A 19,731-nucleotide genomic window follows, 5' to 3' on the forward strand; every position below is an offset into this window, starting at 1 on the left:
CAGATGTTCGCCTTGTGGCGCCGCCAGCAGGGCGGCGCCGATAGAGCCGGGAATCAGACAGGATTGGGCGGGCGCTGTCAATGCTGCGCGAAACCGCGCAGCATCACTTCACCGCGCGAGGAAGCCGCCATCGACCGCGAGCGGATGGCCGGTGATGAAGCTCGCCTTGTCCGAACAGAGGAAGACGACGGCATCGGCCACTTCACGCGCTTCGCCGATGCGGCCCATCGGGTGCATCTGCTTGATGAAGGCAGCGGCCTGCAGATCGGCGTTCAGCGTGTCGGTCATCGGCGTGGCGATGGCGCCGGGGCAGACGGCGTTGACGCGCACGCCCTGCGTCGCCCAGCGCAGCGCGGCCGACTGGGTGAAGCCGATCACGGCGTGCTTGCTGCCGCAATAGGCGGGGCCACCGGCGCCGGACATGCCCGCGATCGACGCGGTGTTGACGATCGCGCCGCCGCCGGCCTTGGCCATGATCCGCGCTTCGGCGGCGATGCAAAACATCACGCCATCGGCGTTCACCGCCATGGTGCGGGCGTAGATGTCGCCATCGCCCCACGGCGTCGTCATATTCTCGATCGCGACGCCGGCATTGTTGAACGCGGCATCGAGCCGGCCCCAGCGGGTGACGACGGCTTCGACGGCGGCGTCCACCGCCGCGCGATCGGTGACGTCGAGCGCGGCGCCATAGGCTTCGCCGCCGGCGTCGGTGATCATCCGGGCGGTTTCCGCTGCCCAGTCGCCATTATAATCGGTGGCGGCGACCTTCGCGCCTTCCTCCGCAAAGGCCAGCGCGGCGGCGCGGCCAATGCCGCCGCCGGCGCCGGTGATGAATACGGTGCGACCTTCAAAAAGCTTGCTCACAGGGCTCTCCCGATGGCGGTGATCCAATGATCGAGCCGCGTACAGAGGCCGGCGATGCTGGAAAAGCCGAAATGATTGTGCCCGGTGGCCAACAATTGCAAAATCGTGATGTCGCCAGCACCCGGATAGGCGGCGGGAACCTCGCCCCAGGGCACGCCGATATCGCGATCGCCGAAGGCCAGGAACATCGGCACGTCGATTGCCGCGGCCTCGGCCGCGAAGCTGCCGGGCACCATCGACATGACGCCACCGGCGGCGAACATGCGATCGCCGATGCCACGTAGTGCCGCCGAAACAGCAGGATCGCCGCCGCCGAAAATCTCCGCCGCGAGTTCCTTGTTGGCGGCGCGAAAGCGCGGAAAGGCGCCGCCGAAGCGCGCTTCGGCCAGGCGGGGCAGGGCGGCTTCCAGTCCATCGGGATCGCCGATATAGCCGCGTTCCTCGTCGGTCAGCGCCCAATCGAGCCCGCTGGCGCTGGATCCGAGCAACGCCATGGCGGCGAAGCTGCGGTTGCGCGCCTGCTGGAGCGTGACGAGCATCCCGCCCATCGAATGCCCCACCGCGATGGCGGGCAGATCGGCCAGCGATGGGATGCGGTTGCGGAGCGCGGCCAGCGCGTGATGGTGGCTGTCGCCGGCCTGGCGCGGGGTAAAGGCGGCAGGGGCGGGCGGTTCGCCGCTTTCGCCGATGCCGGGATTGTCGATCGCGACCACGGCATGGCCCATCGCCGCCATGCGCCGGGCGAAGCTGTGCCCGGTATCGCCCGCCGCCAGATCGAAATAGCCGCGCGCGGCGCCGCCGCCGGGCACGCACCAGAGCAGTGTGCGCGGATTTCCGGCCGGCAGGAACAGATCCGCCGCCATGGCGATCACCCCCGCGCCGTCGGGCGCGGGGGTGTCGATCTTCAAGCGTTGCACGGTCAGGGGATCAACGCCCCCAATTATAGGTGAGCGACAGGCCGTACATGCGCGGCTCGCCATAGATCACCGAGTCGAAGCCGATCTGCGAATAGAGCGGATAGCCACCGGTGATATATTTCTCCTTGGTGATGTTGGTGGCGAACATCGCGGCGTCGATATTGCTGCCGCCGATCCGGTTCCACTCGATCCGCGCGTTGAGGATCTCGTAGCTCGGGAACTGGTTGATCGGCGGGGGCGCCGCGAAGTCGGGCGAATTCACCTTGGCCTGATAGCTGAAATCGCCCTGGAAGGCGATTTCGCCGCCATCGTTCATCGGAATGGCGTAACGGCCGGTCAGGCTGTACTTCCACTTCGGCTGATAGGCGGTTTGCCGGCCCTTGATTGCGGGCGTGCCCGGCAGGGTGATGTCGCTCGACGCGTCGAGATAGGACACCCAGCCCGACAAGGTGAGGCCTTCGATCGGGACGATAGAGGTTTCGAACTCGAAACCCTTGTTGGTCGCCTTGCCGACATTCTGCGCAACCGACGCGATGCCCGTGGTGGCGATCGCGACCGGGACGGTGATCTGCTGGTCCTTATATTTGTCGTAGAAGACCGCGAGGTTGGTGCGCAGCGGCACGCCGATATCCCAGTCCGCCTTCAGGCCGACTTCGAAATCGTCGACATATTCGGGATCGAAGCTCTGCAGGTCGGCGCGCGGTGCCGGCAGGTTGAAGCCGCCCGATTTGAAGCCGCGCCGATAGGCACCGTACAGCAGAACGCCATCCATGGGCTTCCACTGCAAGGTGGCATCGTATGTGGGTTCGCTGAACTTCGCTTCATATTCGATCGGGCACTGCACCGCCCCGCTCTGCGGGTTGACCAGCACGCAGGCGCCGGTGGCCGTGCTGACCTGCGCCAGCGACGCCTTGCGCTTGTCCCAGGTGTAGCGGAAGCCACCGCTTACCTGCAGCGTATCGGTGATGTCGAACTCGGCATGGGCGAACAGCGCGTCGCTGGTATCGGTGTTGGTGACGAGGCGCGTGTTGAACGATCCGAAGGTGGACGACGGAATCGCCGGATCGAAAGCCGGCTTCGACTTTTCGTGATAATAGCCGACGATATAGTTGAAGCTGTTGCCGAGCGATCCCTGGATCTGGAATTCCTCGGTGAACTGATCCTGGCCGAACTGCCAGTCCTGCGTCGTGACGTTGAACTGGGCGATCAGTGGCAGCACCGTGCCGTCATAATCATTGCCTTCATCGGTGCGCTGGCCGCGCCACGCGATGATGTTCTTGATCGTCAGATTGTCCGTGATTTCCCACGTTGTCTTGTTGGTGATGCCGTAATTCTGGGCACGGTTATAGTTGCGTCCGGCATAAGCGATCTTGCGGATGCCGATGGCCTGTTGCTGCGCCAGAAGCCCATTGATCACCGCATCCGGTGCGAAGCCGAAGCCGCCGCCGGCCAGCGCCTGGCCGACGATCTGGACGGGCACCGGAACGGGGCTCGTCGGGTCGAAGGCCGGGCAGCCCGGCGCCATCGGCGCCGAAAGGCAGGCGATCGAAACGCGGCTGGTGCCGGTGCCGAGATACATCGGCACATTGGGAAAGAAGGGATCGAGCGGGGTGCCCTGCAGGACGTTCGGGCTGATCGCCGCATCGGTGTTGAAGGCGCGCGGGATGGCGGACGAACCGCTGGCATCGCGGCTCGAATAATCGCCGATCAGCAGGTTTTCGATGCCTTCGCCCGGCCGCAGCAGCAGCGACACGCGCATCGATTCATAGGCGCGACCGTCCAGCTTCTGGCCGCTGATGATATTCTTGGTGAAGCCGTCGCGCCGTTCGACCTGGCCGGCGACGCGGATGCCGCCGAAATCGTTGCCGAACGGCACGTTGACCATCGCTTCCAGGCCGTAGCGGTCATAATTGCCGACGGTGGCGCGGACGAGGCCTTCGAAATCGTCGCTCGGCCGGTTCGGTTCGAACAGCACCGCGCCGCCGGTGGTGTTGCGGCCGAACAGCGTGCCTTGCGGGCCCTTCAGCACCTGCACGCTTTGCAGATCGAAGAAGATGCCCGGCCCGGCGACCGGGATCGGCACTTCGGCGAAATAGGTGGCGACCGACGAGAAGTTGCGCTGGCCGGCGTTGATCACGCCCGGGCCCTGGCCGCGAATGTAGAATTGGGCTTCGTCGCGCTTCTGGGCGCCAATGTTCACGCCCGGCGCGACATCGCGCAGCTGTTCGACCGACTGGACGCTCTTTTCCTTGAGCGCGTCGCCGGACAGGGCGGTGATGGCGAGCGGCACTTCCTGCAGCGCTTCTTCGCGCCGGCGGGCGATGACCACGATGTCCCCAAAGGCTTCCGAATTGCTGATACCGCTATCGGCGTCCTGCGCCATCGCAGGCGCTCCGACGCTCAGTGCCGCCAGGCTGGCAGACAGACAAAGGACGTGCGTAAGGCTCCTCATCAAGCATCCTCCCCATCCAGCGCGACCCACTTGAGCGGAGCCGCTTTTCCATTCCCGCCAACGGCTTTCCGTCTGGCGTCCCAAAATGAATGTGCTTCAGCATGGATGATGCATGTTTGCGTGGCAAGACGAATTTTTCGAAACGCATTCCCGCGTCCACATTTCGACATGGCGCTGCAGAAGCACTGATTTTCAAATGTTTACGGTGCGTAACGCATCGAAATTTGGCGGCGTCCTCGCGGCAGGGTAGATTTCGTTCCCCCGGCATCGAGTCTCCACGCTCATGCGGTTTCGTCGTGACAAACTGAATGCAATTCATTATGTGTCCGTCGATCCGTTTCGAGAATGCGTGAGGAGAGGCGCACCATGAACGAGATGACGACGATCGAGCGCATTCAGACCGGCGACGAACTGGAGCGCTGCCCCTTCCCGATACCGATCGGCTGGTTTGCCGTGGCGCTGTCGGACGAATTGAAGCCCGGCGAACTGCGCAACCTGCACGTCTTCGGGCGCGAATGGGTGCTGTTCCGCGGCGAGGACGGCAAGGCCGGCCTGGCCGATCCCTATTGCCCGCATCTTGGCGCGCATCTCGGCCATGGCGGCGAAGTGGTGGGCAACACCATCCGCTGCCCCTTCCATCATTGGGAGTTCGACGCCGAGGGCTGGTGCAAGAAGATCCCCTACGCCAAGGTGATGCCCGGCATCGCGCGCAAGAAGCCGGTGCTGAAGACGCTGCCGATCGAGGAGCGTTATGGCGCGGTGTTCGCCTGGTACCATCCCAATGGGGATGAGCCGAGCTTCCCGCTGCCCGACGCACCGGAACTGGAAGCTGACGGCTATGTGCCGGTCCGGCGCGGCCAGTGGAACATCGGCACGATGATCCAGGAAATCGGCGAGAATGGCGTGGACAACGCGCATCTCAAATTCCTGCACAAGGCACCGATCATCCCGCCCGTCGAAGCGCGGCCGGATGGGCACAAGTTCCACACCAATATCGGTCAGGGCTATATCGTCGGCGAAAGCCACGGACCGGGCATCGCCATCCAGCGCTTCAACAATCAGGGCGTGACGATGCTGATGTTCGCGATGTCGACGCCGATTGATACGGAAATGACGCTGACGCGCATGGCCTTCACCTTCCTCGATCATCCGGAGGGTTCGAAGGAGCGCGGCATCGCCGAACATCTCTACCAGCATTCGATCGGCGCGGCCGATGGCGAGGATTCGGCCGGGTTCGAATCCGTCGATCTGATCGTCTGGGACAACAAGAAATATCGGCCGCAGCCGCTGCTGTGCGACGGCGACGGGCCGATCCTGATGTGGCGCAAATGGTTCAGCCAGTTCTACGCGGAGCCGGTCAAACCCTGAGCAACGAACAAGCACCTGGCCCGTTGATCCCGTCGAGGCGCTGCCTTGGCGGGATCGGCGGAGCCGGGGCGATACGGGAGGTTATCAATGAACGAGATGACGACGGTCGAGCGCATCCAGACCGGCGACGAACTGGAACGCTGCCCATTTCCGATCCCCTTCGGCTGGTTCATGATCGAGGAATCGGCGAAGCTCGCGGCGGGTGAGATCCGCAATTTCAAGGCGTTTGACCGCGAATGGGTGTTGTTCCGCGGCGAAGACGGCAAGGTCGGCCTGACCGATCCTTATTGCCCGCATCTCGGCGCGCATCTCGGCCATGGGGGCGAGGTGGTGGGCAACCATATCCGCTGCCCGTTCCACCATTGGGAATTCGACGCCGAAGGGTGGTGCAAGAAGATCCCCTACGCCAAGGTGATGCCGGGCATCGCCCGCAAGAAGCCGGTGTTGAAGGCGCTGCCGATCGTCGAACGTTATGGCGCGATCTTCGCCTGGTATCATCCCGACGGGATCGACCCGACCTTCCCGATCCCCGACGTGCCCGAGCTTGAGGATCCGGATTATGTGCCGATCCGCCGCGGCATGTGGGACATCGGCACGATGATCCAGGAAATCGGCGAGAATGGCGTCGATTACGCGCACCTCAAATTCCTCCACGGATCGCCGGAAATCCCGCCGGGCACCGGCCGGGCCGATGGCTACAAGTTCCAGACCGATATCGGCGAAGGCTTCATCGTCGGCGAACATCATGGCCCGGGCATCCAGATCATGCGGTTCAACAAGGATGGCGTGACGATGACGATGTTCTCGACGCCGATGCCGGTGGATCGGGAAATGACGCGGACGCGCATGGCCTTCACCTTCCGCAACTATGCCGAAGGCACCAAGGAACGCGCGATCGGCGAGCATCTCTACCAGCATTCGATCGGCGCGGCGGAGGGCGAGGATTCGGCCGGGTTCGAATCCGTCGACCTGATCGTCTGGGACAACAAGAAATACCGCCCCCAGCCGCTGCTGTGCGACGGCGACGGGCCGATCCTGATGTGGCGGCAATGGTTCAAGCAATTCTATGCGGAACCGATCGACGGCTGACGCGGGGGCGCGGGTAAAAAGGGGGAGGGGGCGCGTCGGCATCGGCCGGGGCGCCCTTTTTCCGTGGGTGGCATTGACGTTGCGCATCCGGAATGGCCTGATCTGCCGATGAGATGGGGATCCTCTTCGCGATCCGGCCGGTCGCTGCCGGGTCTGGCCGTGATGGCCGGCCTGCTGATGGCGGGCGGGGCGCAGGCGCGGTCGGTGGCCTTGCAGCAGGGCATCGACGTTTCGCACCATCAGGGCCGGATCGACTGGCAGCAATTGCCCCGGCAGGGCGTCACCTTTGCTTATATCAAGGCGAGTGAGGGCGGCAGCCACCGCGACCGCGCCTTTGCGGCCAATTGGGCGGGCGCGAAGGCGGCGGGGCTGCAGCGCGGCGCCTATCATTATTTCACCTTATGCCGTGCGGGCGCGGACCAGGCCGCCAACTTCATCGCAGCCGTGCCGGTGGACAGCACCGCGCTGGCGCCGGCCGTGGACCTCGAATTTCTGGGCAATTGCGATCGCCGGCCAACGCCCGATGCCTTTCATGCGGAGCTTGCCGCCTTTCTGCGCGCGGTGGAGAAGCATTATGGCAAGCCGGTCCTGCTCTATCTGACCGAGGAGTTCGACCAGGCCTATGCCGTCAGCGCGCGGGTCGACCGGCGGCTCTGGCTGCGGAGCCTCGGCAAGCCGCCCGGCTTCGGCGCGCGGCCGTGGAGCCTGTGGCAGCAATCCCACTCCCGCAAGCTGAATGGCATCGCCACGCCCGTCGACTGGAACGTCGCGCGCTGAGCCGCGTGTAATGCGATAATCCGCCTGAAAGCCGGGGTTTTCCCCGAGTGACGGGTCGGGGGCCGTCTGCCAACACGCGTGGATAAGGGCCGGGTGCTTCCGCGTCGCTTTCGGGGCGAACACATGGCCGATGAAATGACGGGGAGAATCCGATGTTCAGTCTCGCCACCGGCGGTGATTGCCTGCGCCGTCCTGCATTGCCGACCGGCCTGATCGCCATGGTCGCCTCCAGCCTGCTCGCGGCAGGCGTGGCGCAGGCGCAGGAACAGGGCGGTGGCAGCAGTGGCAGCGATCTCGCGCAGCAGTTGGCCAATCCGGTGTCGGACCTGATCAGCGTGCCGTTCCAGAACAATTATGACTGCTGTTTCGGCAGCGAGGATGGCGGCCGTTACACGCTGAACATCCAGCCGGTGATGCCCTTTTCGGTTGGCGAGAAATGGAACCTGATCACCCGCACGATCGTGCCGATTATCTCGCAGGAACGGACGACGCCGACACAGGGCAGCACATCGGGCTTCGGCGATATCGTGCAGAGCTTCTTCCTGTCGCCCAAGGCGGCGGCGAACGGCATGGTGTGGGGCGTCGGGCCGGTCATCCTCTACCCGACCGGGAAATCGAGCCTTGGCACGGAAAAGTGGGGGGCGGGGCCGACGGCGGTGGTGCTGAAGCAGATGAAGGGCGGCATCACGGCCGGCGTGCTGGCGAACCATATCTGGTCGTTCGCCGGCGATAATTCGCGGTCCGACGTCAGCAGCACCTTCATCCAGCCCTTCCTCACCAAGACGCTGCCGGATTCGACCACCTTCGCGCTCAACACCGAAAGCACCTATGACTGGAAGAGCAAGAAGTGGACGGTGCCGGTGAACCTGGCCGTGTCCCATATCTTCCGCTTGGGATCGCAGCCCGTGCAGATGGGGCCGGGCGCGCGCTATTATGTCTCGTCGCCCACCGGCGGGCCCGAATGGGGCGTGCGCTTCAACGTCGTCCTCCTGTTCCCGAAGGGGCATTGATCGCGGCTGGCGGCAGCGGGCGACCACATAAGGGGAACGCACAAAAGGAAAAGGCGCGCCCGGTATCCCGAACGCGCCCTTTTTCCATGCGGTGTGCGGCCTGATCAGCCCATCGAGGGCAGCAGCCGCTTTTCACCGGCGATCCGCATCATCGCCTTTTGCAGCTTGTCGAACGCGCGCACCTCGATCTGGCGGACACGTTCGCGGCTGACGCCATAGACCTGGCTCAGTTCCTCAAGCGTCTTGGGATCGTCCGACAGGCGACGTTCGGCAAGGATGTGCTTCTCGCGATCGTTGAGCGCATCCATCGCCTCGACCAGCATGTTGTGGCGGACGTCCTTTTCCTCTGCATCGGCGAGGCGTTCGTCCTGCAGCGGATCGGTATCGACCAGCCAATCCTGCCATTGGCCGTCGCCATCCTCGCGCATCGAGACGTTGAGCGAGGTATCGCCCCCCATCGCCATGCGGCGGTTCATGCTCGTCACCTCTTCCTCGGTCACGCCGAGATCGGTGGCGATTTTGGCGAGATCCTCGGGCTTGAGGTCGCCATCCTCGAACGCGTCGAGCTTGGATTTCATCCGGCGGAGGTTGAAGAACAGCTTCTTCTGGGCCGCCGTGGTGCCCATCTTCACCAGGCTCCACGACCGCAGGATATATTCCTGGATCGACGCGCGGATCCACCACATCGCATAGGTGGCGAGGCGGAAGCCGCGATCCGGCTCGAACTTCTTCACGCCCTGCATCAGGCCGATATTGCCTTCGGAAATCAGTTCGGAGGTCGGCAGGCCGTAACCGCGATAGCCCATGGCGATCTTCGCCACGAGGCGCAGGTGCGAGGTCACGAGCCGCGTCGCCGCTTCGGGATCGCCATGCTCCTGATAGCGCTTCGCCAGCATATATTCCTCCTCGGGGGCGAGGAGGGGGAACTTCCGGATCTCGGCGAGATAGCGGTTGAGGCCAGCCTCGCCGCCGAGAGCGGGAATCGTCGCAGGGACGTTCTTGCCGCTTGCCATGATCTTCACTTCACTCCCTGGTCCGTGGGACCGACTGATATGGGCCGAATCTTTCCGTACCCGATTGAAACTCTTTATAGCGCCAGTTCCATTAACAGCGCCTGCATGTCTGGCGGCATGTTACTGTCGAAGGCGAGATGCTCGCCACTATACGGGTGTATGAAGCCCAGGTGCGCCGCATGAAGCGCCTGCCTTTCGAATCCCAAACGATTAAGCAGGCTGCGGTGTTCCGGCCTGATACGTCCGTATACCGGGTCGCCCAGAAGGGGGTGGCCGATCGACGACATGTGGACACGCACCTGGTGCGTGCGGCCCGTTTCCAGCCGGCATTCGACCAGCGATGCGCCCTTGAGCGCGGTGATCAGCCGATAATGGGTCACGGCACGCTTGCCGCGTCCATCCTGCACGATCGCCATCTTCTTGCGGTGCGTGGCCGATCGCGCGATCGGCCCGTCGACGCTGCCCGTTGTCGGCACCGGCAACCCGGCGACGATCGCGCGATAGCGGCGGTCGATGCTGTGCGCCGCGAACTGCTTGGCCAGCCCTTCATGGGCCAGATCGGTCTTGGCGGCGACCATCAGCCCCGACGTATCCTTGTCGATCCGGTGGACGATGCCCGGCCGCGCCACCCCGCCGATGCCCGAAAGGCTGCCGCCGCAATGGTGCAGCAGCGCGTTGACCAAGGTGCCGTCGAGATTGCCCGCCGCCGGGTGGACGACAAGGCCGGCCGGCTTGTCGACGACGATCAGATGATCGTCCTCATAAGCGATGACGAGCGGGATATCCTGCGCTTCGTTTTCCAGCGGTATGGGCGGCGGCACGGTGACGTCGAACGCGTCGCCCGGCGCCACCTTCGCCGAAGGATCGCCCGCCGGCGCGCCATCCGCCCGGTGCACCTGGCCGTCGTTGATCAGCGCCTTCAGACGTTCGCGCGAAAATTCGGGGAGTGCGGTCGCCAGTGCCTTGTCCAGCCGCCATCCTCCGGCTTCCGCCGGCACGATTGCCCGAACTGTCGACACCCCCGCGTCCATCGCCTAGCCATGTGGCGATGCATGTCGCGATTGCAAGCCGCCTGCTGAGGCAAATTGTCCACCATGCGGCGGGTTCACCCGATCGCGAGGTGTGCGGCCTGCTGTTCGGTACGCCCGAGCGCATCGTCGCGGTGGAGGCGACGGCCAATGTCCATGCCGATCCCGCCGCCTTCTTCGAGGTCGATCCCGCCCGCCTGTTCGCGGCGCTGCGTGGCGAGCGGGCGGGCGGTGCCCGGCTGATCGGCCATTATCATTCGCACCCGACCGGCCGGGCCGAACCTTCGGCTGCGGACGCGGCGGCCGTCGATCCCGTGGCGGAACGGCTGTGGCTGATCGTCGCCGGAGAGGATGTGGCGGCGTTCCGCGCCGGCCCATCGGGGGCGATCCATGGCCGCTTCGATCGGGTCGGGCTGGTCGTGAAGGACTGAAGCGAGCCAGCCAAGCGGCCGAATGCGCCCCGCGCCGCTTGCGTTCGCCGCCGCCAGCGGCCACAACGGCGGCCTATTTCGGGGACGATCCGTTACATGACGAATGCTGTCGATTTCGCGAGCCTGCTCTGTTCACGCCTGTGCCACGATCTGCTGAGCCCGGTCGGCGCGCTCAACAATGGCATCGAGCTGATGGCCGACGAAACCGATCCCGAAATGCGCGCGCGCTGCCTGGAGTTGCTGGCGGAAAGCGCCCGTGCATCGGCCAACAAGTTGAAATTCTTCCGTTTGGCCTTTGGCGCTGCCGGTGGTTTCGCCGATCAGGTCGACACGCGTGAGGCGCGCCAGGCGATCGACGGCCTGTTCGGCGGCGACAGCAAGATCCTGCTCGGCTGGATGGTTGAGGAACCGTCGCTCAGCAAGTCGGCGATCAAGATCCTGCTCAATCTGGCGCTGATCGCGGGCGACGCGCTGGTGCGCGGCGGCCGGCTCGATATCGGTGCCGAAGGCTCGGAAATCGTCGTCCGGGCCGAAGGGCCGCGCCTCGTCCTCGACAGCGAGCTCAAGGACGCGCTGCTCGGCTGGACCAGTGAGGAAGCGTTGACCCCGCGTGCCGCCGCCGCATGGCTGGTGCACCAGTTGGCCAAGGAAGCGGGGGGCAGCGTGCAGGTGTCCGAACCGTCCGATGGCGTGCTGATGTTCGGCGCCACCCTGCCTCCACGGTAAACCGCCTTTAACCAGTGACATGGCAGATCGGCCTTTCCGGTGTTCGGACGGAAGGGCCCGATGGACGATCTGCTGCAGGAATTCCTGGCTGAAACGCGCGAGATGCTGGCCGCGATTTCAGGCGAAATCATCACCTGGGAGGCCGAGCCCGGCGATCGCGCGCGCCTCGATTCGATTTTCCGCTTCGTCCACACGGTGAAGGGGAGCTGCGGCTTCCTCGATCTGCCGCGCCTGGAACGGTTGAGCCACGCGGCGGAAGACGCGCTGGCCGAAGTGCGCAGCGGCGAACGCCAGGCCGATGTCGCGCTGGTCAATGCCGTGCTGGCGATCATCGACCGGATCGGCGAGCTGACCGAGGCGATCGAGGCGGGCGAAAGCCTGCCCGACGAGGACGATCACCGCCTGATCAACGCGCTCGTCCCCGGTTCGGCGGCGCCCGCCGCCGTCGCCCCGCAGGCGGTCAGCGGATCGCCGATCCGCACGGTTTCCCGCAGTATCCGCCTGCCGATCGATCTGCTCGATCGCATGATGGGCGGCGTTTCGGACATGGTGCTCGCCCGCAACGAACTGTCGCGCAAGCTGCGCGATTCGATGGTCGACGGCGCGATCGAGGCGGCGTTCGAGCGGCTGTCGCTCTGCGTGGCGGAAATGCGCGACGCGATCACGCGCACGCGCATGCAGCGCATCGACCATATCTTCTCGGTCCTGCCGCGCATGGTGCGCGATCTTTCGGCCGAACTGGGCAAGACCGTCGCGCTTGAGGTGGAAGGCGGCGATGTCGAGCTGGATCGCGAGATGATCGAGATGATCCGCGATCCATTGACCCACATCATCCGCAACGCGATCGACCATGGCGTCGAACTGCCCGACGATCGCCGCGCGCTGGGCAAGCCGGTGGCCGGGCGGCTGATCGTTTCGGCCCGGCAGGCGGGCAATCAGATCCTGATCGAGGTGATCGACGATGGCCGGGGCATTGATGGCGAACGGCTGGTCGCCAAGGCGATCGCGGCCGGCATCGTCACGCCCGAGCGCGCCGAAAGCCTGACCTGGACGCAGAAACTGGCGCTGGTGTTCGAACCCGGCCTGTCGACCGCGCAGGCGATCAGCGCGATTTCGGGGCGCGGGGTCGGCATGGATGTCGTGCGTTCCAATGTCGAGCGGATCGGCGGGCTCGTCGATATCGAAAGCCGCCTGCACCAAGGCGCGCGGCTGACGCTGCGCGTGCCGCTGACGCTGACGATCATTCCGGCGCTGACGGTGAGCGCCGGAGGCCAGACCTTCGCCATACCGCGTTCGGCGATCGAGGAAATCGTGCGCGCCACCGGCGATGGTGTGCGGCTGGAACCGATGGGCGGCGTCCATGTCGCGGCCATTCGCGGCCGGCGGATGCCGGTGGTGCCGTTGGGCAAGCTGACGCGCGGGGCGAGCCGGCCGGTTTCGCCGCCCACGCTCGTCGTGCTGCGCCCGGCGGGCGGCGCGCTGTTCGCGCTCTCCGTCGATGCGGTCCACGATCATGAGGAACTGGTGGTGAAGCCTGCCGCGCCGGCGGTGATGGCGACGGGCATCTACGCTGGCACCACCTTGCCCGATAATGGCCGGCCGATGCTGCTGCTCGATCCGGCCGGCATTGCCAGCGTCACCGGCGTCGCATCGCAGCAGGTGGCCAATGCCGAACCCGACGCCGTGGCGGAGGAAGCCGCACCGCTGGTCCAGACCCTGCTGTTCCGCGATTCGGACGGAATTGAGCGCGCCATCCGCCTGTCGGTGGTCGAACGGATCGAGGAAGTGCCGGCGTCGGCCGCGCGCTTCTCGGCCGGGCGCCTGCGCATCGCCCATAACGATCAACTGCTGCCACTGCTCGGCCATGCCGATCCGTCGGCGCGCACGCGGCTGCGGGTGTTGCGGGTCAGCGATGGCGAAACCCAGCTCGCTTATATGATCGACGAGGTGATCGACATCGTGGCGCTGCCGCCGCTGGCCGATTCGGCGGTGCAGCCGGGGCCGGTGGCCGGGGTCGTGATGGTCGAAGGCCGCCAGGTCGAACTGCTCGATCCGCACTGGCTGCTGGCCGATGCGGCGGGCGGTCTGCCGCAGCCGTCGGCGCGGCCGATCTGCCTGCTGGTCAATGCCGAGGATCGCTGGATGAGCGAGATCCTGCGTCCGCTGGTCGAAGCGGCGGGCTATCGCGTCGTCGTCGGCCGTGCGCCGGCGGATTCGCGGCCCGACGTCATCATCGATACCGGCGGCCCGCATGCCGAGCTGACGGACGGCGGCGTGCCGGTCGTGCGCCTGCGCACCGCGCCGGCACCCGCCAATGGCGCGGACGACAGCATCTATCGCTACGATCGCATCGGCCTGCTCGCCGCGCTCGACGGCGTGGTCGCGGCGCGGAGGTAAGGATCATGGAAGCATTGCACCTCATCGTCGGGATCGCAGGCCAGCGCGTCGCGCTTGCCGCCCGCCATGTCGAATCGGTGGTCGAGATCGATGCCGTCACCCCGGTGCCGCTGGTTGCCCCGCATATCGCCGGGCTGGCCGCGCTGCGCAGCCGCGTGCTCACCATCGTCGATACGCTGGCCGCGCTCGATCTCGGCCGGATGGAGATGGAAGACGTGATGCAGGCGGTGATCGTCACCATCGACGGCCATCTTTACGGCCTGCTGGTCGAAGAGGTGGAGGACGTGATCTCGCTGGGCGACGCGCCGACGCCGGTCTGCGCGGTTTTGGGGCCGGGCTGGGCACGGGTCGCATCGGGCATGGTCGAGATTGACGGCGATGCGCTGCTGTTGATCGACCCGGCGGCGCTGGTTGCCGGGCCGAGCGCGCTTGCCGCCTGAAAACGCTCGTTAACTCACCGCTTACCGAAGCGGGGGTAGAGGAAGAAAGCCGACTTTCCGGCGCGAGGACGGGAACCCGATGAAGACATGTTTGGTGGTCGATGACTCGAAGGTCATCCGCAAGGTAGCGCGCCACATCCTCGAAACGCTGGAGTTCAATGTCGCCGAAGCGGGCGACGGCCGCGAGGCGCTGGCTTATTGCCAGGATACGCCGCCGGACGTGGTGCTGCTGGACTGGAACATGCCGGTGATGAGCGGGATGGAGTTTCTCCGCGCGCTCGGCACCAGCGGCATGAGCCCGCGCCCCAAGATCGTGTTCTGCACGACGGAAAATGGCGTCGGCCATATCCGTGCCGCGATCGAGGCGGGCGCGGACGAATATGTGATGAAGCCGTTCGATCGCGAGACGCTGGAAAGCAAGCTCCAGATCGTCGGCCTGGCCTGAGCCGCAGCCGGGCTGTGCCGCTTCCGGTGCCATCGTTCCACGCCGGCCGATCGTCCGCCGCCGTGCATGGCCATCGGCCGATCCGGCTGATGATCGTCGACGATTCGATCGTCGCGCGGACGGTGATTTCCCGGATTCTCGAAGGCAATGACGCGTTCGACGTCGTCGCGACGGCCGGCCATGCCGGCGAGGCGCTGGACCTGCTGGCCCGCGTGCAGGTCGATATCATTCTGCTCGATGTGGAAATGCCGGGGCTCGACGGGCTGACCGCGCTTCCCGATCTGCTGGCGCGCAGCCATGGCGCGCGCGTGCTGATCGTTTCGTCGGCCGCCGCCGATGGTGCCGTGGCGACCGTCCGCGCGCTGACGCTGGGGGCGGCGGATACGCTGCTGAAGCCCGGCGCCGGCAGCTTCGCCGGCCGTTTCGCCTCCGTTCTTACCGAGCGCCTGCTGCGCATCGGCCATGCGCCCGAAGCGGCGACTGCACCCATTCCCGTGGCCGAGCCGGCCGAACCGACGCTGGCGCCGGCCGCGCATGGTCCGGTCGGCTGCCTTGCCATCGGTGCATCGACCGGTGGCCTGCATGCTTTGTCCGATTTCTTTCAGGAACTGCCGCGCGATTTCGCCGCGCCGATCCTGGTGACGCAGCATCTGCCGCCGGTGTTCATGCCCTATTTCGCATCGCAGTTGATGGAGATTGCGGGCCGGCAGGCGCATGTCGCCGAAGATGGGATGCGGCTGGTGCCGGGCGAGCTTTTCGTGGCGCCGGGCGACGGCCATCTCGGCCTTGTCCGCAACCGGGGGAGCGTGCGGATCCGCATCGATCGCAATCCCGCGCCGACCGGCTGCCTGCCGTCGGTGGACCCGATGTTCGCGGCGGTGGCTTCTGTGTTCGGCGCCGGTGCGGTGGCCGTGGTGCTGACCGGCATGGGGCGCGACGGGCTGATCGGTGCGCGCGATGTCGCGGCTCAGGGGGGCGAAGTGTTGGCACAGGATTCGCGGACTTCGGTGGTGTGGGGAATGCCCGGCGCGGTTGCCAATGCGGGGCTTGCCGCCGCCGTCCTGTCGCCGGGGCAACTGGCCCAGCGGATTGCCAAGCGGGGAGGGGCGGCCGCGTGGAACTGAGCCCCGTCGCCATGCGCGCCTTTGCCGGCCTGCTGAAGGATCGCACCGGACAGGAACTCGCCGCCAGCCGCCACTGGCGGATCGAAACGGCGCTGAAGCCGCTGCTGCGCGATCGGGAATTGCCGTCGTTCGATTCGCTGGCCGCCGGCCTTGCCGACCGGCGCGACATCAAACTTGCCGACGCCGTGGTGGAGGCGCTGTTGAACCACGAAACCTTCTTCTTCCGCGAACAGGCGGCCTTCAACATGCTGATGGCCGGGCCGGTGGAGGCGCTGGCAGCGGCGCGCGGCGGCACGCGGCGGCTGCGCATCTGGTGCGCCGGCTGCTCGACGGGCCAGGAAGCCTATTCGATCGCCATGGCCTTTGCCGATGCCGGCGATCGCTGGCGCGCCTGGACGGTGGAGATCATCGGCACCGATGTTTCGGCCAGCATCGTCGGCCGCGCGGTGGAGGGGTGCTACAGCCAGTTCGAAATCCAGCGCGGGCTGCCCGTGCGCCAGATGATGCGCTGGTTCACGCCCGATGGTGATGATTGGCGCGCCAATGCCGATCTTCGCCGGATGGTGCGGTTCGAACGGCACAATCTGCTCGATCCCGCGCCCTTTCCGGGCACGGCCGACATCATATTGTGCCGCAACGTCCTGCTGTATTTCGCGGCTGAGGAGCGGACGCGCGTGTTCGACGGGCTGGCGGCCACGATCGCGGGCGATGGCTGCCTGATGCTCGGCGCGGGCGAAACCGTGCTCGGCAACACCACCCGGTTCGAGCCCGATGCCGCGCAACGCGGATTTTACCGCCCGGTCGCCTGAACAGTTTGACGCGTCATCCGGCCGCGTTAAGGCCTTCGCCTTATGACGGTCGAAAAAACTGCCACGCTGGGTCCGCGCGATCTGATCGTCGCATTGCTGATCAACCTCACCTGGGGGCTGAACATCATCGCGGTGAAGATGGCGGTGATGGCGACGGCGCCCTTCGCCGCCGGCGGCCTGCGGCAGGCCGTGGTGCTGATCGCCTGCCTGCCCTTTCTGCGCTGGGTGCCCGGGCGGATGCGGCCATTGCTGGTGCTGGCCGCGCTCAACGGCACGATCTTCCTGATCTTCACCAATTTCTCGCTGCAGGTGGCGGATAATGTCAGCGCGCTGGCGATCGCCGGGCAATTGGGCGTGCCCTTTTCGCTGATCCTCGGCGTGATCTTCCTGGGCGAACGGATCGCCCTGCCGCGCATGTTGGGCATCGCGCTGGCCTTTGGCGGCGTCGTGCTGCTGGTCTTCGATCCGGGCATCTTCAGCGAATTGCCGGGGCTGATCCTGATGGCGCTCGGCACCTTCACCTGGGCGGTGGGGGCGTTTCTCCAGCGCAAGCTCGCCGACGTGCCCGCGCTCACCATCTATGCCTGGATCGGGCTGGGCGGGGTGATCGGGCTGATGCCGCTCAGCATGTGGCTGGAACCTGGGGCCTTCCGCAACCTGCCCAATCTGCCGCTGCGTGATGTGGGCTGGCTGCTCTTTTCGGGCCTCGGCTCCTCGGTGATCGGGCAGGGCGGCATGGCCTGGCTGCTGCAACGCCACCCCATCTCCACGGTGCTGCCGCTCACGCTCGGCGCGCCGGTGATCGCGGTCAGCGCCTCCTCCTACTTCTTCGGCACGGTGCTGACACCGGTGATGATCGCGGGGGGATTGCTCACGCTCAGCGGCGTGGTCATCATCACGCTACGCAGCGCACGGGCGAAAAAGGGTCAGCCATGAGCGAATATATCGAGTGCCCGTCGCCCAACCATGATGAGCGCGCGCTGCCCGTTTCGATGCTTGTGCTGCATTATACCGGCATGGTGGACGCGGCCTCCGCGATCGACTGGCTGGCCAATCCCGAAGCCAAGGTGTCGGCCCATTATGTCGTGACCGAGGATGGCCAGGTGGTGCGCATGGTGGATGAAGCGCGGCGCGCCTGGCATGCCGGGCGTTCGCACTGGCGGGGCGTGACCGACGTCAATTCGGCCAGCATCGGCATCGAAATCGTCAATCCGGGCCATGAACATGGCTATCGCCCGTTCCCCGCCGAACAGATGGCGGCGCTGCTGCCGCTGGTCGCCGATATCGTGAAGCGCCACGGCATCGCTCGGGCGAACGTGGTGGGCCATTCGGATATCGCGCCCGCGCGCAAGATCGATCCGGGCGAATTGTTCGACTGGGATCTGCTGGCGCGCAACCGGCTGGCGCTTGCCCGCCCGCGCGCCAATCTCGCTGATCCGCACTGGACGGATGGCGGCTTCCTACTCGCGCTCGAACGCTTCGGCTATGATGTCGGCGACGGGCCGGCGGCGGTGCGCGCCTTCCAGCGGCGCTTCCGGCCCGAACGGATCGACGGGCTTGCCGATGGCGAAACCCGCGCGATCCTGCTGTCGCTGCTGCTCGACCGCGAACGCGGCCGGGAATAGCGGATCAGTTCGCCGCGCGCTCCACCGTCTTGCCGACGGACTGGACGTCGCGGCCCATGCCTTCCACGGTGTTGCAGGCGGCAAGGCCCCCCAGGCAGGCGAATATCATCAGCGCCCGCATCGTCTTGATCGTCTGCAAGGAATTCTCCACAGGTTCGTCGTTCCATCGCCCCTATATCGCGTCGGCGATGCCGCACAATCTTGCTCTGGCGGGCATTGCTGCTATCTGAACCGGGCCAGAGGGCCGGGCGGCCGCCGGTTCCCCTTCGTGGGGGACGGGAGGAAAGTCCGGGCTCCAAGAAGCAACGGTGCCGGGTAACACCCGGCGGCCCCGGCGCAGGCCGGGGTTAGGGACAGTGCCACAGAAAGCATACCGCCCGGCGGGCTTCGGCTCCGGGTAAGGGCGAAAGGGTGCGGTAAGAGCGCACCGCGGGCCGGGTAACCGGAACGGCATGGTAAACCCCACCGGGAGCAAGACCGAATAGGGACGGCATATGGGCTCGCTTCGCCCCGTCGTCCGGGTTGGTTGCTTGAGACCGCGGGCAACCGCGGTCCTAGAGGAATGGTCGCCCATCCGGCTTCGTGCCGGTGGACAGAACCCGGCTTATAGGCCCTCTGGCGTTTTCCTTGCGTTCGACCATGGATCGTTCGGCCGCTCCGCACTACATGGGGGGCATGGCGCGTTCGTCTCGATCCAATGACTGGGGTTTTCCCCGCTGGCGTGGTTATGGCAGCGAACGGGGGGCGACCAGGGTGCGCATGTGCGATCGCGAAGGCTGTGATCAGCCCGGCGATCGGCCTGCGCCCAAATCCCCCAACAGCCCGGAACGCTGGTATTTCTGCGAGGACCATGCGGCCGAATACAACCGCAACTGGAACTATTTCGAAGGGCTGAGCGCCGAGGAAGCCGCTGCCCGCGAAGCGCGCGAACGGCGCGACGCATCGGGATATGCGGATTCGAAGCATTATGCCTGGGGCGGCCCCGGCGATGGCACGCGATCGCGCGACGAGATGCGCGCGCTGGCCGTGCTCGAACTCGAGTCGGATGCCGACTTCGATGAGATCAAGGCCGCGTGGCGCCGGCTGGCCAAGGCCAACCATCCCGATGTGAAGCCCAATGACGCGGCCGCCGCCGCGCGCTTCCAGTCGATCCAGGCCGCGTTCGAAGTGCTGCGCAAGGCCGAGGAGCGCCGGGCAACGGCATGAGGGCAGGGGC

The 19,731-nt window shown here is 65.9% G+C and carries 20 protein-coding genes and 1 other RNA gene; 15 read left to right on the forward strand and 6 right to left on the reverse strand.

Going from position 1 to position 19,731, the window contains the following annotated elements; all coding sequences use genetic code 11:
- Nucleotides 1-108: 108 nt before the first annotated feature.
- The 3 genes from CHB74_RS07000 to CHB74_RS07010 are packed head-to-tail and all read right to left on the reverse strand — an operon-like array spanning nucleotide 109 to nucleotide 4,164.
- Complete coding sequence (locus tag CHB74_RS07000; protein WP_089218898.1) at nucleotides 109-864, reverse strand: glucose 1-dehydrogenase; 756 nt, start codon at nucleotides 862-864, stop codon at nucleotides 109-111.
- Nucleotides 861-1,772 carry an alpha/beta fold hydrolase gene (locus CHB74_RS07005; RefSeq protein WP_218821397.1) on the reverse strand — a complete coding sequence of 304 codons (912 nt, stop codon included), beginning with the start codon at nucleotides 1,770-1,772 and terminating at the stop codon, nucleotides 861-863. The genes CHB74_RS07000 and CHB74_RS07005 overlap by 4 nt, the downstream gene beginning before the upstream one ends.
- Before the next feature lie 19 nt (nucleotides 1,773-1,791).
- Complete coding sequence (locus CHB74_RS07010) at nucleotides 1,792-4,164, reverse strand: TonB-dependent receptor (RefSeq protein ID WP_245842699.1); 2,373 nt, start codon at nucleotides 4,162-4,164, stop codon at nucleotides 1,792-1,794.
- A 435-nt stretch (nucleotides 4,165-4,599) separates the two neighbouring features.
- Here CHB74_RS07010 and CHB74_RS07015 point away from each other — a divergent pair, with 435 nt between their 5' ends.
- From CHB74_RS07015 to CHB74_RS07030, 4 genes are all read left to right on the forward strand, one after another.
- The gene (locus CHB74_RS07015; RefSeq protein WP_089218901.1) at nucleotides 4,600-5,601 is read left to right on the forward strand and encodes a Rieske 2Fe-2S domain-containing protein; all 1,002 of its coding nucleotides are present in this window, start codon (nucleotides 4,600-4,602) and stop codon (nucleotides 5,599-5,601) included.
- Between the two features lie 87 nt (nucleotides 5,602-5,688).
- A complete protein-coding gene (locus CHB74_RS07020; RefSeq protein ID WP_089218902.1) occupies nucleotides 5,689-6,690 on the forward strand; it encodes a Rieske 2Fe-2S domain-containing protein in 1,002 nt (333 codons plus the stop codon).
- 108 nt (nucleotides 6,691-6,798) lie between these two features.
- Nucleotides 6,799-7,467 (forward strand): GH25 family lysozyme, encoded by a 669-nt coding sequence (locus CHB74_RS07025; RefSeq protein ID WP_245842700.1) that lies wholly within the window; start codon nucleotides 6,799-6,801, stop codon nucleotides 7,465-7,467.
- Between the two features lie 152 nt (nucleotides 7,468-7,619).
- Nucleotides 7,620-8,477, forward strand: coding sequence for a transporter (locus tag CHB74_RS07030; protein ID WP_218821398.1), 858 nt, complete (start codon nucleotides 7,620-7,622; stop codon nucleotides 8,475-8,477).
- Between the two features lie 104 nt (nucleotides 8,478-8,581).
- Here CHB74_RS07030 and rpoH read toward each other — a convergent pair whose 3' ends face one another.
- Both rpoH and CHB74_RS07040 read right to left on the reverse strand, forming a co-directional pair.
- The gene (gene rpoH, locus CHB74_RS07035; RefSeq protein ID WP_089218950.1) at nucleotides 8,582-9,490 is read right to left on the reverse strand and encodes an RNA polymerase sigma factor RpoH; all 909 of its coding nucleotides are present in this window, start codon (nucleotides 9,488-9,490) and stop codon (nucleotides 8,582-8,584) included.
- Nucleotides 9,491-9,564: 74 nt separating this feature from the next.
- Nucleotides 9,565-10,521, reverse strand: a complete 957-nt coding sequence (locus CHB74_RS07040; RefSeq protein WP_089218904.1) for an RluA family pseudouridine synthase — start codon at nucleotides 10,519-10,521, stop codon at nucleotides 9,565-9,567.
- Nucleotides 10,522-10,538: 17 nt separating this feature from the next.
- Between CHB74_RS07040 and CHB74_RS07045 the strand changes: the two genes are divergently transcribed.
- The 9 genes from CHB74_RS07045 (at nucleotide 10,539) to CHB74_RS07085 (ending at nucleotide 18,515) form a co-directional block, all read left to right on the forward strand.
- On the forward strand, nucleotides 10,539-10,949 hold the full coding sequence (locus CHB74_RS07045) for a M67 family metallopeptidase (RefSeq protein ID WP_089218905.1): 411 nt from the start codon (nucleotides 10,539-10,541) through the stop codon (nucleotides 10,947-10,949).
- A gap of 96 nt (nucleotides 10,950-11,045) precedes the next feature.
- Complete coding sequence (locus tag CHB74_RS07050; RefSeq protein ID WP_089218906.1) at nucleotides 11,046-11,675, forward strand: histidine phosphotransferase family protein; 630 nt, start codon at nucleotides 11,046-11,048, stop codon at nucleotides 11,673-11,675.
- Between the two features lie 60 nt (nucleotides 11,676-11,735).
- Entirely contained in the window at nucleotides 11,736-14,072 is a 2,337-nt protein-coding gene (locus tag CHB74_RS07055; RefSeq protein WP_089218907.1) for a chemotaxis protein CheW, read from the forward strand.
- Between the two features lie 5 nt (nucleotides 14,073-14,077).
- The gene (locus tag CHB74_RS07060) at nucleotides 14,078-14,512 is read left to right on the forward strand and encodes a chemotaxis protein CheW (RefSeq protein ID WP_089218908.1); all 435 of its coding nucleotides are present in this window, start codon (nucleotides 14,078-14,080) and stop codon (nucleotides 14,510-14,512) included.
- Nucleotides 14,513-14,591: 79 nt separating this feature from the next.
- The gene (locus CHB74_RS07065) at nucleotides 14,592-14,957 is read left to right on the forward strand and encodes a response regulator (RefSeq protein WP_089218909.1); all 366 of its coding nucleotides are present in this window, start codon (nucleotides 14,592-14,594) and stop codon (nucleotides 14,955-14,957) included.
- 89 nt (nucleotides 14,958-15,046) lie between these two features.
- A complete protein-coding gene (cheB, locus tag CHB74_RS07070; protein ID WP_089218951.1) occupies nucleotides 15,047-16,081 on the forward strand; it encodes a chemotaxis-specific protein-glutamate methyltransferase CheB in 1,035 nt (344 codons plus the stop codon).
- Nucleotides 16,072-16,890, forward strand: a complete 819-nt coding sequence (locus tag CHB74_RS07075) for a CheR family methyltransferase (protein ID WP_245842702.1) — start codon at nucleotides 16,072-16,074, stop codon at nucleotides 16,888-16,890. The genes cheB and CHB74_RS07075 overlap by 10 nt, the downstream gene beginning before the upstream one ends.
- A gap of 42 nt (nucleotides 16,891-16,932) precedes the next feature.
- Entirely contained in the window at nucleotides 16,933-17,826 is an 894-nt protein-coding gene (locus CHB74_RS07080) for a DMT family transporter (protein ID WP_089218910.1), read from the forward strand.
- A complete protein-coding gene (locus CHB74_RS07085) occupies nucleotides 17,823-18,515 on the forward strand; it encodes an N-acetylmuramoyl-L-alanine amidase (protein WP_089218911.1) in 693 nt (230 codons plus the stop codon). Before CHB74_RS07080 ends, CHB74_RS07085 begins: the two co-directional genes overlap by 4 nt.
- A gap of 4 nt (nucleotides 18,516-18,519) precedes the next feature.
- Here the strand turns inward: CHB74_RS07085 and CHB74_RS07090 are convergent, their stop codons facing one another.
- On the reverse strand, nucleotides 18,520-18,636 hold the full coding sequence (locus tag CHB74_RS07090) for an entericidin A/B family lipoprotein (RefSeq protein WP_089218953.1): 117 nt from the start codon (nucleotides 18,634-18,636) through the stop codon (nucleotides 18,520-18,522).
- 115 nt (nucleotides 18,637-18,751) lie between these two features.
- Between CHB74_RS07090 and rnpB the strand changes: the two genes are divergently transcribed.
- Both rnpB and CHB74_RS07100 read left to right on the forward strand, forming a co-directional pair.
- Nucleotides 18,752-19,138: RNase P RNA component class A (rnpB, locus tag CHB74_RS07095), an RNA gene on the forward strand.
- A 52-nt stretch (nucleotides 19,139-19,190) separates the two neighbouring features.
- Nucleotides 19,191-19,721, forward strand: a complete 531-nt coding sequence (locus CHB74_RS07100; RefSeq protein WP_089218912.1) for a J domain-containing protein — start codon at nucleotides 19,191-19,193, stop codon at nucleotides 19,719-19,721.
- Nucleotides 19,722-19,731: the final 10 nt, after the last annotated feature.

The organism is Edaphosphingomonas laterariae (assembly GCF_900188165.1).
Classification (GTDB): Bacteria; Pseudomonadota; Alphaproteobacteria; order Sphingomonadales; family Sphingomonadaceae; genus Sphingomonas_E; species Sphingomonas_E laterariae.

What these genes read in the sequence shown, in the direction of transcription:
- CHB74_RS07085 (WP_089218911.1), top strand. Translation starts at nt 17,823, where the DNA reads ATGAGCGAATATATCGAGTGCCCGTCGCCCAACCATGATGAGCGCGCG.
- CHB74_RS07025 (WP_245842700.1), top strand. Translation starts at nt 6,799, where the DNA reads ATGAGATGGGGATCCTCTTCGCGATCCGGCCGGTCGCTGCCGGGTCTG.
- CHB74_RS07090 (WP_089218953.1), bottom strand. Translation starts at nt 18,636, where the DNA reads ATGCGGGCGCTGATGATATTCGCCTGCCTGGGGGGCCTTGCCGCCTGC.
- CHB74_RS07100 (WP_089218912.1), top strand. Translation starts at nt 19,191, where the DNA reads ATGGCGCGTTCGTCTCGATCCAATGACTGGGGTTTTCCCCGCTGGCGT.
- CHB74_RS07010 (WP_245842699.1), bottom strand. Translation starts at nt 4,164, where the DNA reads ATGGCGCAGGACGCCGATAGCGGTATCAGCAATTCGGAAGCCTTTGGG.
- CHB74_RS07045 (WP_089218905.1), top strand. Translation starts at nt 10,539, where the DNA reads ATGCATGTCGCGATTGCAAGCCGCCTGCTGAGGCAAATTGTCCACCAT.
- CHB74_RS07040 (WP_089218904.1), bottom strand. Translation starts at nt 10,521, where the DNA reads ATGGACGCGGGGGTGTCGACAGTTCGGGCAATCGTGCCGGCGGAAGCC.
- CHB74_RS07060 (WP_089218908.1), top strand. Translation starts at nt 14,078, where the DNA reads ATGGAAGCATTGCACCTCATCGTCGGGATCGCAGGCCAGCGCGTCGCG.
- CHB74_RS07020 (WP_089218902.1), top strand. Translation starts at nt 5,689, where the DNA reads ATGAACGAGATGACGACGGTCGAGCGCATCCAGACCGGCGACGAACTG.
- CHB74_RS07055 (WP_089218907.1), top strand. Translation starts at nt 11,736, where the DNA reads ATGGACGATCTGCTGCAGGAATTCCTGGCTGAAACGCGCGAGATGCTG.
- CHB74_RS07050 (WP_089218906.1), top strand. Translation starts at nt 11,046, where the DNA reads ATGACGAATGCTGTCGATTTCGCGAGCCTGCTCTGTTCACGCCTGTGC.
- CHB74_RS07080 (WP_089218910.1), top strand. Translation starts at nt 16,933, where the DNA reads ATGACGGTCGAAAAAACTGCCACGCTGGGTCCGCGCGATCTGATCGTC.
- CHB74_RS07065 (WP_089218909.1), top strand. Translation starts at nt 14,592, where the DNA reads ATGAAGACATGTTTGGTGGTCGATGACTCGAAGGTCATCCGCAAGGTA.
- CHB74_RS07030 (WP_218821398.1), top strand. Translation starts at nt 7,620, where the DNA reads ATGTTCAGTCTCGCCACCGGCGGTGATTGCCTGCGCCGTCCTGCATTG.
- rpoH (WP_089218950.1), bottom strand. Translation starts at nt 9,490, where the DNA reads ATGGCAAGCGGCAAGAACGTCCCTGCGACGATTCCCGCTCTCGGCGGC.
- cheB (WP_089218951.1), top strand. Translation starts at nt 15,047, where the DNA reads ATGATCGTCGACGATTCGATCGTCGCGCGGACGGTGATTTCCCGGATT.
- CHB74_RS07015 (WP_089218901.1), top strand. Translation starts at nt 4,600, where the DNA reads ATGAACGAGATGACGACGATCGAGCGCATTCAGACCGGCGACGAACTG.